Source organism: Rhizobacter sp. P1_G5 (assembly GCF_056405435.1).
Genome location: NZ_JBFUCB010000124.1, coordinates 1 through 12,073 on the forward strand (window position 1 = coordinate 1; position 12,073 = coordinate 12,073).

Here is a 12,073-nt window from a genome sequence, read left to right on the forward strand (position 1 = left end):
GCGCAGGCCCTGCGCCAGGGCCGTCGGCGGGCGGCCCAGCAAGGCCGGCAGCGCGTTCACGGCCGGCACGCTGCCGCGCTCCAGCAGGCGCATCGTCTCGGGGCTGAAGGCCTTCTGCGGCAGCAGCTGCGCCACACGGGCCGCGAGCTTCATCAACGGCATCGGCACCGGCAGCCACAGCGGCCGGCCCAGGCCGAGCGCCGCGCGGTAGGCGGCCAGCATCTCGCGGTAGCTCACGCTCTCGGGGCCGCCGATCTCATGCACCACGCGCAGCGTGCCGCGCTGCTCGACCAGCCGGGCGATCGCCTCGGCCAGCTCGTAGACGTGCAGCGGCTGCAGCCGTTGCGCACCGCGCCCCGGCAGGCTCACGATCGGCAGCGCCGCGAGTGTCGCGAACAGCGCGGCGCTCGCGCTGCGCGGCCCGTAGACCAGCGACGGCCGTAGCACCGCCCAGTCGATCGGCAAGGTCGCGAGCAGGTCGTCGGCGAGCAKCTTGCTGTGCAGGTATGCGCTGACTATGCCCGCGGGGCCGACGCCGAGCGCCGACACCTGGATCACCCGCCGCACACCCGCGAGCGCCGCACCGCGGAACAACTCGATCGGCCCCTGCGCATGCACGCGCTCGAAGCGCTGCCCGCGCGAAGGCACCAGGATGCCGACGCAGTTGACCACCGTGTCGACCTGCGCCTCGCGCAGCCGCGCGGCCCAGTGCTGCGGCGACACCGGGTGGGAGAAATCGAGCGGCCAGTGCTCGCGCGCCGCGCCCGGCCGGCGCGAGGCTTCGATCACCTTGTGGCCGCGCGCACGCAGCGCATGCACGACCGCTGCACCGATGCAGCCGGTCGATCCGCAGACGAGGACCTTCATGATGGACTCCTTGAGAAGCAGCAGCGCGCCGGCGCCGCGGCATCGAACGCGCGTACCGCCTCGGGTTCGAGCGCCTGCAGCGCGGCGCGGGGCGGCAAGCTGGCCGGCAGGCTGATGTCCCACACGAGGCCGGCCCGCTGCAGCGCGCACAGCACCCACCAGCCCGGATCGGCCTGGCCGGGGTACAGCCCGAGGCGGGCCGAGCCGGGAAACGCGTGGTGGTTGTTGTGCCAGCCCTCGCCGAAGGTGATGAGGCCGCAGCCGCGCACGTCGTGGCCTTGCACGCCGGCGCCGTCGACATGCCAGCTGCGGTGGCCGGTGCGGTGCGCGAAGTGGCCGACCATCCAGTGCCCGGTGAGGCCGACGACGCAGCGCAGGCACACGCCCCACAGCACCCAGCCGATGCCGCCGAGCGCGAAGAACAGCAGCGCCCACGGCAACTGCTGCAGCAGCCAGTGGCGCTCGAGGGCCATCAGCACACGGTCGTTCGCGAGGTGCGCCGGCAGCTCGAAGCGCGGCGGCCGGGCGAGGCGCAGCTCGCAGTGCAGCTGCCACCACGCGTCGACGAAGAAGCTGCGGCGGTGCGCGAAGAAGTCGTGGCAGCGCGGCTGGCGCTGCGCCCAGTCGCGCAGGTCGTGCGTGCGCATCATGCCGGCCGGGCCGGCCATGCTGACCAGCACGCCGAGGTAGACCAGCACGCGTTCGAGCCACAGCGGGCAGGCATACGCGCGGTGGATCAAGCGGCGGTGCATGCCGAGCGAGTGGCCGAGGCACAGCGTGACGGCGCTGCTCGCGAGGAACAGCGCGAGCCCGCTCCAGCTGGCGTAGCGCGTGACGGCCAGCACGCCGCCGGCGAGCATCGCGAACCACCACAGCGAGCGCTGCGGCGCCCACGCGACGCGGCCCTCGACCGCGCTGCATCCCTCCGTGGCGTGAACCGTGGTGACCTCGTTGCGCATGGCCGCCTCACTCGCCGCGGTGGGTGCGGCAGGCGCCATCGCGGCAGGCCTGCATGCGTGCCGCCATCCGCGCCGCACGGACCCGCCGGATGCCGCGCACCAGCGGTGCGCTCGCTCGCGAGATCGCCTGGCGATGGCGTGCGAACCACCGGTAGCCCAGTTCGAACGCAGGCTGCAACGGCGCCCAGCCGACCGGCTTCAGCACCCAGCCGAGACCGACGGCCTCGTAGGCCAGCCGCAGCACCTGCACGCCGTGCAGCACCCGGCCGTCGGCCGCGACGGCGTGGATCTCCTCGTTCATCGCCTGCAGCGTGATGCCATACGGTGTCGGGTCGAAGCCTTCGGCGCTGATGTCGACGAAGGCCAGGCGGCCCGCCGCATTGCGCTCCCACAGGTGGTCCATCTCCAGCGAGCACACCGGGCAGGCGGCGTCGTAGAGCAGCGTCATCGGGTACAGGGCGTTGTTCATGGCAGATCGCTCCGTCAGTAATTTCTGTCTTTAGAGAAATTAATCGGCAAAAAATTTTGAGATCAGGGCCCGAGCAACTGCGCGGGGTTGATCTCCTCGGGCGCCGCGTTGCCGTCGCGGCCCAGCAGCTTCTTGATCTTCGCGCCGAGCTTCAGCACCTTGGTCAACGTGTCGGTGTCGAGCTTCAGCATCTCGTCGCTCCACGCCGTCAGCGTGACCAGCAGTTCCTGCGTCTCGCGGATGCGCAGGCGCGCTTCGGCCGGGTCGCGGCTCAGTGCCGGATCGGCCAGCAGCTCGTTCAGCACCTCAATGGTGGGCGCGATCTCGCGGCGTTGGCGCTCACGCACCACGGTGCGCAACAGCTCCCACACCTGCGTGGAGGTCTCGAAGTGATCGCGCCGGTCACCGGCCAGGTGCACGAGCTTGATCAGGTTCCAGCCCTGCAGCTCGCGCAGGCTGTTGCTGACGTTCGACCGCGCCACATCGAGCGTGTCGGCGATCTCCTCGGCATGCATCGGCCGGCCGGTGATGAACAGCAGCGCGTGGATCTGCGCCACCGTGCGGTTGACACCCCAGCGCGTGCCCATCTCGCCCCAGTGCAGGACGAATCGGGACAGGGTCGGAGACAGGTTCATGGAGCGGACTCTAGGGTTGTCGAATATTTCTGTCAAGACAGAAATAAAGAAATCCCGGACGACACGATCCAGCCTTCGAGCGGATCGGCATCCGCCGGCCGGCCGAAGCCCGCCTGCCCGGCCGCCCAGGCGGCCTGCATCAGGCACAGCACGGCATCGAGCCGATCGCCCGACGCATCGGCCACCAGCGCATCGCGCTGCGCGTGCGACAGGCGCAGCCGCAGGCCGAGGCGCGAGCGGCCCTGCTCCAGCGCATCGAGCAGGTCCTTGCGGGCGATCAGGCGATCGGGCGTCTGCCGCGCCTTGTCGTCGGCCTTGTACGAGCGGCGGCCGATCAGCTCGCGTGCCAGCAGGCCGGGGTAGCCCTCGAGGGCGACGCGCTGCGCATCGCCCGGATGCAGCCCGGGCAGGTCGACACCGGCGTCGATCAGCAGCGGCACGCCGGCATGCAGCATGTACGCGACCGGCGGGTTGACCCACTTCATCGACGGCGACGAGCCGGCTGGGCCATCGGCCGCGCGGTGCGCGAACTTCGCGCCCACCGGGCGGGCATCGCAGAACGCCGCGAAGCGCGTGCGGATCTCGTCGCGCGACAGGCCGGCATAGTGGCGCATCAACGGCAGCCAGTCCATCGGCCAGCCGAGCGCCTGCACCAGCTCGCGCGGCAGGCCGAACGGGAAATCGAAGGCAGCGAGCCACGGGCCGGGCGTGCGCAGCCACGCGGCGAAATCATCGAAGCTCTCGTGCGTGTCGACACGTTCCAGCCGCACGACATTGCGCGACGCCTGGCCGCGCGCCACGGTGATCGGCTTGCGGCGCRTCGGCCGGCTGGTGAAATCAACGCCGGCGAGGTGCCAGTCCGGGAGAGAAGCAGAGGTCATTGGGGTGCCGGTACAGTCGAGCCCACACTCTAGCGATCTCCCATGGCCGACACCCCTGCCGACAAGTCCACGCCCTCGCCTTCTTCACGCGAGGAATCGAAAGAGCGGGACACGAAAGAGCGGGAGCCGAAGGAGCGCCTGGTCACCACCGAACACCGCACGATGGTCGGCAAGCGCAGGCTGGACTACAGCGTGACCTGCGGCACCGTCGTGCTGCGCGAGGACGAGCAGCGCGACGGCCAGCGCAGCGCCGACAAGCCGCGCGCCAGCCTGTTCTTCGTCGCCTACACGCTGAAGGGCGCGAAGCCCGAGACGCGGCCGGTCACCTTCAGCTTCAACGGCGGGCCGGGCTCGAGCAGCGTATGGCTGCACCTGGGCATCCTCGGGCCGCAGCGGGTCGTCACCGACGAGATGGGCAACGCGCCACCACCGCCCTATGCGCTGACCGACAACGAGCACACGCTGCTGACCGACAGCGACCTGGTCTTCATCGACCCGGTGGGCACCGGCCATTCGCGCATGGTCGAGGGCGAGAAGGTGACCGAGTTCCACGACTACCAGCGCGACCTCGATGCGGTGGGTGAGTTCATCCGGCTGTACCTGGCGCGCTACGGCCGCTGGGGCAGCCCGAAGTACCTGATCGGTGAAAGCTACGGCACGACGCGCGCGGCCGGCCTCTCGCTGCACCTGCAGGACAAGCACGACGTGTTCCTGAACGGGGTGATGCTGGTGTCGCTGGCGGTGGACCTGCAGACCTTGCACTTCGACCACGGCAACGAGCTGCCCTACCCCTTGTTCCTGCCGACCTATGCGGCCACCGCCTGGTACCACCGCGCGCTGGCGCCGGCGTTGCAGAAGAAGCCGCTGGCCGAGGTGATCGCCGCGGCCGAGGCCTTCGCGCTCGGCGACTACACGGTGGCGCTGATGCAGGGCTCGGCGCTCGACGCGAAGGCGCGCCAGCGCATCGCCGAGCAGGTGGCGCTGTACAGCGGGCTGAGCACCGCGTACGTGCTGCGCTGCGACCTGCGGCCGCGCGAGTTCCGCTACTTCAAGGAGCTGCTGCGCGAGCGTGGGCAGACGGTGGGCCGGCTCGACAGCCGCTTCCTCGGCATGGACCGCGACGATGCCGGCGAGGAGCCCGAGGGCGACCCGGCGATGAGCAACCTGCTGGGCGCATATGCGACCGGCATCAACCGGCTGCTGAAGGACACGCTGAAGTTCGAGACCGACGCGCCGTACGTGGTGCACGCGCCGATCTGGGACAAGTGGGGCTGGAAGGATTTCGCGGGCAAGTACGTGAACGTCGGCGGCAGCCTGCGGCGCGCGATGCATGCGAACCCTGCGATGCGGGTCTACGTGGCGAGCGGCTACTACGACCTCGCGACACCGCATGCCGCGGGCGACTACACGCTGAGCCACCTCGGGCTGCGCGAGCCGCTGCGCAAGAACATCAGCGTCAGCTACTTCGAGGCGGGGCACATGATGTACATCCACCAGCCGTCGTTGAAGCGGATGGCGGGGGAGTTGCGGGCGTTCGTGAAGGGGTGAGGCTCACCCCGTCGCCAACCCCACCACCCCGGCGGCAATGCACGCCGCCCCCGCGATGCGCGTCCCGCGCTCGCCCTCGCCCAGCAGCCGCCCGCCGAGCAGCGCGGCGAACAGCATCGACACCTCGCGCGCCGGCGCCACATGCGACAGCGGCGCCAGCCGCGCCGCATACAGCACCAGGATGTAGCCGAACGGGCTGACCACCGCCAGCACGAGCGCGTGGCGCCACAGCGCACGCGCCGATTCCATGAAGGCCTCGGGCCGCCGCAGCGCGCCGGGCAGCATGAACGGCACCCGCGCGAGGTTCCCGAAGTAGTCGATCAGGATCGGCGAGATCAGCATCACCTTCACCGAGTAGCCGTCGATCAGCGTGTACAGCGCGATCATGCAGCCGGTGGCCGCGCCGTAGCCCAGGCCCGCCATCACGCGCTGGCGCTGCACCGGGTCGTGCGCGCGCGCCCACAGCGACGGGCCGCCGGCGATCAGGAACACGCCGCCGGTGACCGCGAACACGCCCAGCACGCCGCCCAGGCTCATGTGCTCGTCGAGCAGCAGCAGCGCGCCGAACGAGCTGATCAGCGGCCCGGTGCCGCGCGCCACCGGGTACACCACCGTCAGGTCGCTCGCCGCATAGCCGCGCAGCAGCACGTTGAAGTAGACGAGGTGCGCGATGCCGCTCGCGAAGATCAGCGCCCATTCCTTCCAGCCCCACAGCGGCACCGCATCCCAGGCGGCCCAGATGCCGACCGGCGCCCACAGCACCAGGATCATCAGGCTGCACAGCAGTGCGAAGCGGCTGTCGCCGCCGGCCTTCTTGGCGACCAGGTTCCAGGCGGCGTGCAGCAGGGCGGCGATCAGGACGAGGCAGAGCGCGGTCAGGGACATGGGGTCGCAGGCGGGGCGAAACCCCGCATTGTCCGTCGTCGGGCCCGGATGCCCGACGTCGTGCGATCACCCCCGCGACGYCGCCACCCGCATCGTCACGAACTCCTCCGCCACCGTCGGGTGGATGCCGATCGTGCGGTCGAGCTGCGCCTTCGTCAGCCCCGCCTGCACCGCGACCGCGAAGCCCTGCAGCACCTCGCCGGCATCGCCGCCCACCATGTGCGCGCCCAGCAGCCGGTCGCTCGCATCGTCGACCASCAGCTTCAKCAGCGTGCGYTCGGTGCTGCCGCTCAGCGTGTGCTGCAGCGGCTTGAACTCGCTGCGGTAGATGCGCAGCACGCCGTGCCGCGTGCGCGCCACCTCTTCGCTCAGCCCCACCGTCGCGGCCTGCGGGTGCGTGAAGATCGCGGTCGGCACCGTCGCGTAGTCGAGCGCCGGCCGGCGGCCCTCGCCGAACAGCCGGTCGATCAGCACCATCGCCTCGGCCAGCGCCACCGGCGTCAACGCCTTGTGGCCGACCAGGTCGCCCAGCGCATGCACCGACGGCACGTTGGTCGTGAAGCCCTCGTCCACCGGCACCGTGCCGTCCTCGTTGACCTTCACGCCCACCTCGGCCAGCCCCAGGCCGCGGCTGCGCGCGCGCCGCCCGGTGGCGTGCAGCACGGTGTCGGCCTCGAGCACGCTGTCGTCGGCGAGCTGCAGGCGCTGCACCTCGCCACGCCGCTCCACCGCGGCGATGCGCGACTCGAGCCGGATGTCGATGCCCTTCTTGCGCATCTCGGCGGTGACGAAGCGCGCCATCTCGCCATCGAAGCCGCGCAGCAGCTGCGGCCCGCGGTGCAGCAGCGTCACCTTCGAGCCCAGCCCGTGGAAGATCGATGCGAACTCGCAGGCGATGTAGCCGCCGCCCACCACCACCAGCCGCTTCGGGAACGGCRACAGGTCGAACATGTCGTCGGAGCTCATCGCCCATTGCGCGCCCGGGCCCTCGATGCGCAGCGGCTCGCCGCCGGTGGCCAGCAGGATGTGCCGCGCGGTGAAGCGCTGCTCGTGCGTCGTCGTCTTCACCGCCACCGTGTGGGCATCGAGCAGCTTGGCCCAGCCGCGCACCAGCTGCACGTTGGCGCCGCGCAGCAGCTCGGCATACACGCCGTTCAGCCGCGCGATCTCGGCACCACGCCGCGCCTTCAGCACGTCCCAGTCGAACTCGGGCTCGGCCAGCGTCCAGCCAAAGCCGCGCGCCTGCGCGAAGGCCTCGTGGTAGTGCGCCGCGTAGCTGTACAGCTTCTTCGGGATGCAGCCGAGGTTCACGCAGGTGCCGCCGAGCGCGCTGCCCTCGGCCAGGATCACCTTCGCGCCGAGCTGCGAGGCCATGCGGCTCGCCCGCACGCCGCCGCTGCCGGCGCCGATCACGAACAGGTCGCAGTCGTAGGATGCGTCAGCTGTCACTGTCATGCGAAGGCTCCCTCTCTCTTTGTTCGCCATCATCCATCAGTGCCTGCAGCGTAGCGAGGCTGTCGGCCTCATGCAAAGGCTTGTCGCTGCGGATCCGCAGCATGCGTGGAAACCGCACGGCGATTCCGCTCTTGTGGCGCGGGCTCGCGTTGATGCCCTCGAAGCCGAGCTCGAACACCAGCGTGGGCCGCACGCTGCGCACCGGCCCGAACTTCTCGAGGGTCGTCTGTCGGATGATGCGGTCAACCTCGGCGAATTCGCCATCGCTCAAACCCGAATAGGCCTTCGCGAAAGTCACCAGCTGCAGCGCGCCGGCCTGCGCCGGCTCGCGCCGGGCGATCGCCTCGACCACCGCCTGCGCCTCGGCCGCATCGGCCGGCGGGCGGCTCCACACCGCGAAGGTGTAGTCGGTGTAGATACTCGCGCGCCGCCCATGCCCGGCCTGGGCGTAGACCAGCACCGCGTCGACGCTCAGCGGGTCGATCTTCCACTTCAGCCAGGTGCCGCCCGCCAGCCCCTCCTGCTTGCGCCGGCCGCTGCCGTACTGCGCCTCGGCATGCTTGAGCATGAAGCCCTCGACGCCCCGCGCCCGCGATTCCTCGCGCAGCGCGGCCAGCGCCGCCCAGCTGTCGCGCTGCTCGACGGGTGACACCCGCATCGTTCGCCCTGCGGACGCAGCTTCGAGCAATGCACGCCGCTCGCGCTGCGGCTTGCTGCGCAGGTCGACGCTCTCCCACTCGAGCAGGTCATACGCGATGAAGCTGGCCGGCGCATCGGCCAGCACGCGCTTGGTCAGCGTCTTGCGCGCGATGCGCTGCTGCAGCAGGTTGAACGGCGCGGGCGTGTCGCCCTTCCAGACCAGGATCTCGCCGTCGAGCACCGTGCCGTCGGGCCACTCGCGGGCCAGCGCCACGACCTCGGGAAAACGCTCGGTGACGAGCTCTTCGCCGCGCGACCAGATCCAGGTCTCGCCGCCGCGCCGCACGATCTGCGCCCGGATGCCGTCGTACTTCCATTCGACCAGCCAGTCGCCCGGCGCACCGAGCCGCGTGTCGAACTCGGGCGGCAGCCCCTCGACGGCATGCGCGAGGAAGAACGGATACGGCTGGCCGAGCGGCGCGGCCCCTTCGCCCTCCCCCGCGACCAGCGCCGCGAAGCGCGCCGCATCGGGCGTCTGCTTCGCATCGGTCCAGCCCATCATGCGCTGCGCGAGCAGCTTCGCGTCGAGCCCGGCGTGCGCGGCGAGTGCGCGCTGCACCAGCAGCTTGCTGACGCCGACGCGGAAGCCGCCGCCGATCAGCTTGGTGAGCAGGAAGCGTCCGGTCGCGTCGAGTTCGTCCCAGTAGCCGGCGATGCGTGCCGCCTGCTCGGCCGGCGAGAGCCCGCGCAACGGCAGCAGGCGCTGCTCGACCCACTCGGCCAGCCCGACATCGCTCGCGTGCTGCGGCGCCGGCAGCACCAGCGCGATCGTCTCCGCGAGGTCGCCGACCGCCTGGTAGCACTCCTCGAACAGCCAGTCGCTGATGCCGGCGCGCTCGCAGGCCAGCGTGCGCAGCGTCGCGGTCGGCACCACCTGCCGCGGCTTGCCGCCGGACAGGAAGTACACCGCCCAGGCCGCGTCACCCGGCGCGGCTTCGGTGAAGTAGCTTTGCAGCGCCGCCACCTTGGCTGAGGTGGCCGTGGTGGCATCGAGCTCCGCGAAGAGGCGCGAGAAGCGCTTCATGCGGCAGGCTCCGGATCGGCCTGCGCACCCGGGTCGGCGGCATCGCTGCGCTCGTCGTCATACTCGGTGTGGAACGCACCGGCCTGCAGCCCCTGCTCCTGCAGCCAGCGCACCATCACCGCCTCGTAGCCGTGGGTGACGATCACGCGGCTCGCACCGGTCGCGGCGATCGCGCGCTGCAACCCCGGCCAGTCGGCATGGTCGCTCAGCACGAAACCGCGGTCGATCGAGCGCCGGCGGCGCGTGCCGCGCAGCTGCATCCAGCCGCTCGCGAACGCATCGCCGTGCTCGCCGAAGCGGCGCGTCCACGGCGAGCCCTGAACCGACGGCGGCGCGATCACCAGCGCACGTGCGAGGCTGGCCTTGTCGGCGACCTCGGTCACCAGTTGCGTCGGCGGCAAGGCCACGCCGGCCGCGCGGTAGGCCTGGTTCAGCGGCTCGACCGCGCCATGCACGACGATAGTCCCGATCGACGCATCGACCCCCGCCAGCAGCCGCTGCGCCTTGCCGAAGCTGTAGGCCATCAGCAGGCTCGCGCGGCCGGCCTCGGCATTGGCACGCCACCAGGCGTCGATGTCGGCGAACACCTCGCGCTGCGGTTGCCAGCGGTAGATCGGCAGGCCGAAGGTCGATTCGGTGATGAAGCAGTCGCAGCGCACCGGCTCGAACGGCGTGCAGGTGGCGTTGTCGTCGCCTGCGCCGCTGACGAAGTAGTCGCCCGACGCGACCCACACGCGGCCGCCGTGTTCCAGCCGCACCTGCGCCGAGCCGAGCACGTGGCCGGCAGGGTGCAGCGACAGCCGCACGCCGTGGTGCTCGATCGCCTCGCCGTAGGCGAGCGTCTGCAGCGTGATGTCGTCGCCGAGCCGCGCGCGCAGCACGCCCTCGGACGGTGCCGACGCCAGGTAGTGCGCATGCCCGCGCCGCGCATGGTCGCCGTGCGCATGCGTGATCACCGCGCGCTCGACCGGGCGCCAGGGGTCGATGAAGAAGTCGCCGGGCGGGCAGTACAAGCCCTCGGGCCGCTCGACCACCAGATCGTCCGCGGCCATCAGTACCGGCCGGTCTGCCCGGCGATGCGCAGGTAGACGTGTGCGCACCAGGCAACGAAGCCGCGCCGCAGCGTGCCGGCCAGCGTGCGCGGATGGGCGAGCTTGGGATCGATCTCGCGCGACTGCGCCACCGCGGCATCGAAGCGCCCGGCCAGCGAGCGGGCGAAGCCCTCGTCGCGCACGATCACGTTGGCCTCGAGGTTCAGCAGCAGCGACAGCGGATCGATGTTCGAGCTGCCCACCGTCGCCCAGTCGCCGTCGATCACTGCCACCTTGGCATGCAGGTAGGCCGGCGTGTACTCGTGGATGCGCACGCCATGCACCAGCAACTCGTCGTACAGCACGCGCGCGGCCAGCCCGGCGATGCGGTAGTCGAGCTTGCCCTGCAGCAGCAGCCGCACCGCCACGCCGCGGTCGGCCGCATCGCGCAGCGCGCGCCGGAACGGCCGGCCGGGGTAGAAGTACGGGCTGATCAGGTCGACGCGTTCGCGCGCGCTGCGGATCGCATCGATGTAGCTGCGCTCGATGGTGCGGCGCTGGCGCAGGTTGTCGCGCAGCACGAAGGCCGCGCGCACCGGCGGCAGCGCATCGGGGCTCAGCTGCAGGCCCCTGGCGCGCGGCATGCGCAGGCGGCGCATCAGCCGCTTGGCGCGCGCGATCGGCTCGGCGCTGCGCGCCAGGGCCACCATCTCCTCGCGGAAATCCTGGCCCAGGTCGGCACGCGTCCACACCGCGCGGATCGCCTGCTCGACCGGCGCCACCACCGGCCCGCGCAGCTGCACCGCGAAATCGAGCCGCGGCTGCTCGGTCGCGCCGTGCACGAGGTCGATGCGGTCGTCGATCTGGTTGATGCCGCCGACGAAGCCGACCTCGCCGTCGACCACGCACAGCTTCTGGTGCAGCCGGCGCAGCTGGCCGGGCTGGAACCAGCTCCACCAGCTGGTGATGGGACGGAACACCGCGAGGTCGACGCCGCCGTCCTCGAACAGCGGCTGCAGCTGCGGCAGGAAGGCGCGCGAGCCGAAGCCGTCGAGCACCACGCGCACCGCGACGCCGCGCGCGGCGGCCGCCAGCAGCGCCTGCGTGACGGCGGTGACGCTGCCTTCGTGCTGGTAGATGTAGGTCGCGAGCCAGACCTCGTGCCGTGCCGCGTCGATCGCGCGCACCATCGCCGGAAAGAGTTGATCACCGCCACTGAGCAGCTCGACCTGGTTGTCGCCGCAGAACAGCGCGCGCGGCAGCGTGCTCCACAGGTCGTCGGGCAGCGCAGGCTCGGCGCGATGGCGATGGCGGCGGCTCAAGGCAGCTTGCCTCCGCAGGCACGCAAGCCTGGAACGTTTCGGTCCGCACCGGCACTGAGCGAGATCGCCGTGCCACGGCTCAATGCATGGCTCATGTCATCGCTTCCATGATTTCCACCCCATCCGCCCACCGTTTCCGGACGCTCAGCCTGTCCGAAGCCGGCGCACGGCAACTCAGGGCAAACGGCAAGGAAGTCTCCGTGGTTCGCCATGAGCTCGCCGTGAGCCACGAGACCCTGGAGCACGCGCGCGCGGTCGGGCAAGCCAATCACTGGGCCCGCAAGCTGCTCTTCCGGGG

The 12,073-nt window shown here is 71.0% G+C and carries 12 protein-coding genes; 2 read left to right on the top strand and 10 right to left on the bottom strand.

The genetic code is table 11. From position 1 onward, the window contains the following. The 5 genes from AC1D12_RS11525 to AC1D12_RS11545 all read right to left on the bottom strand — a co-directional run. Positions 1 to 867, bottom strand: an 867-nt coding sequence (locus AC1D12_RS11525; RefSeq protein WP_477840500.1) for an NAD-dependent epimerase/dehydratase family protein, incomplete at its 3' end; no start/stop codon positions are given. Next, entirely contained in the window at positions 864 to 1,826 is a 963-nt protein-coding gene (locus tag AC1D12_RS11530) for an acyl-CoA desaturase (protein WP_052211509.1), read from the bottom strand. The genes AC1D12_RS11530 and AC1D12_RS11525, both read right to left, overlap by 4 nt. 7 nt (positions 1,827 to 1,833) lie before the next feature. Next, complete coding sequence (locus tag AC1D12_RS11535) at positions 1,834 to 2,295, bottom strand: thiol-disulfide oxidoreductase DCC family protein (protein WP_052211483.1); 462 nt, start codon at positions 2,293 to 2,295, stop codon at positions 1,834 to 1,836. Between the two features lie 62 nt (positions 2,296 to 2,357). Further along, on the bottom strand, positions 2,358 to 2,930 hold the full coding sequence (locus tag AC1D12_RS11540) for a GbsR/MarR family transcriptional regulator (RefSeq protein WP_047503199.1): 573 nt from the start codon (positions 2,928 to 2,930) through the stop codon (positions 2,358 to 2,360). A 32-nt stretch (positions 2,931 to 2,962) separates the two neighbouring features. Then, positions 2,963 to 3,811 (bottom strand): DUF429 domain-containing protein, encoded by an 849-nt coding sequence (locus tag AC1D12_RS11545; protein WP_477840501.1) that lies wholly within the window; start codon positions 3,809 to 3,811, stop codon positions 2,963 to 2,965. 42 nt (positions 3,812 to 3,853) lie between these two features. Between AC1D12_RS11545 and AC1D12_RS11550 the strand changes: the two genes are divergently transcribed. After that, positions 3,854 to 5,359 carry a S10 family peptidase gene (locus AC1D12_RS11550; protein WP_477826308.1) on the top strand — a complete coding sequence of 502 codons (1,506 nt, stop codon included), beginning with the start codon at positions 3,854 to 3,856 and terminating at the stop codon, positions 5,357 to 5,359. Positions 5,360 to 5,362: 3 nt separating this feature from the next. Here the strand turns inward: AC1D12_RS11550 and AC1D12_RS11555 are convergent, their stop codons facing one another. From AC1D12_RS11555 to clsB, 5 genes are all read right to left on the bottom strand, one after another. Continuing rightward, positions 5,363 to 6,244, bottom strand: coding sequence for an EamA family transporter (locus tag AC1D12_RS11555; RefSeq protein WP_477826630.1), 882 nt, complete (start codon positions 6,242 to 6,244; stop codon positions 5,363 to 5,365). 66 nt (positions 6,245 to 6,310) lie between these two features. Then, positions 6,311 to 7,699, bottom strand: a complete 1,389-nt coding sequence (gene gorA, locus AC1D12_RS11560) for a glutathione-disulfide reductase (RefSeq protein ID WP_477840503.1) — start codon at positions 7,697 to 7,699, stop codon at positions 6,311 to 6,313. Then, positions 7,683 to 9,422 carry an ATP-dependent DNA ligase gene (locus tag AC1D12_RS11565; protein ID WP_477826632.1) on the bottom strand — a complete coding sequence of 580 codons (1,740 nt, stop codon included), beginning with the start codon at positions 9,420 to 9,422 and terminating at the stop codon, positions 7,683 to 7,685. The genes gorA and AC1D12_RS11565 overlap by 17 nt, the downstream gene beginning before the upstream one ends. Further along, positions 9,419 to 10,474, bottom strand: coding sequence for a ligase-associated DNA damage response exonuclease (locus AC1D12_RS11570; protein ID WP_477840505.1), 1,056 nt, complete (start codon positions 10,472 to 10,474; stop codon positions 9,419 to 9,421). The genes AC1D12_RS11565 and AC1D12_RS11570 overlap by 4 nt, the downstream gene beginning before the upstream one ends. Continuing rightward, a complete protein-coding gene (gene clsB / locus AC1D12_RS11575; RefSeq protein ID WP_465113862.1) occupies positions 10,474 to 11,775 on the bottom strand; it encodes a cardiolipin synthase ClsB in 1,302 nt (433 codons plus the stop codon). Before clsB ends, AC1D12_RS11570 begins: the two co-directional genes overlap by 1 nt. 86 nt (positions 11,776 to 11,861) lie before the next feature. Between clsB and AC1D12_RS11580 the strand changes: the two genes are divergently transcribed. Continuing rightward, the coding region (locus tag AC1D12_RS11580) for a hypothetical protein (RefSeq protein ID WP_477840507.1) at positions 11,862 to 12,073 on the top strand (212 nt) is incomplete at its 3' end.

Bases quoted from the DNA above. Each gene is read 5' to 3' on its own strand.
- AC1D12_RS11535 (WP_052211483.1), bottom strand. From the start codon at position 2,295: ATGAACAACGCCCTGTACCCGATGACGCTGCTCTACGACGCCGCCTGC.
- AC1D12_RS11555 (WP_477826630.1), bottom strand. From the start codon at position 6,244: ATGTCCCTGACCGCGCTCTGCCTCGTCCTGATCGCCGCCCTGCTGCAC.
- AC1D12_RS11530 (WP_052211509.1), bottom strand. From the start codon at position 1,826: ATGCGCAACGAGGTCACCACGGTTCACGCCACGGAGGGATGCAGCGCG.
- AC1D12_RS11565 (WP_477826632.1), bottom strand. From the start codon at position 9,422: ATGAAGCGCTTCTCGCGCCTCTTCGCGGAGCTCGATGCCACCACGGCC.
- AC1D12_RS11540 (WP_047503199.1), bottom strand. From the start codon at position 2,930: ATGAACCTGTCTCCGACCCTGTCCCGATTCGTCCTGCACTGGGGCGAG.
- AC1D12_RS11550 (WP_477826308.1), top strand. From the start codon at position 3,854: ATGGCCGACACCCCTGCCGACAAGTCCACGCCCTCGCCTTCTTCACGC.
- AC1D12_RS11570 (WP_477840505.1), bottom strand. From the start codon at position 10,474: ATGGCCGCGGACGATCTGGTGGTCGAGCGGCCCGAGGGCTTGTACTGC.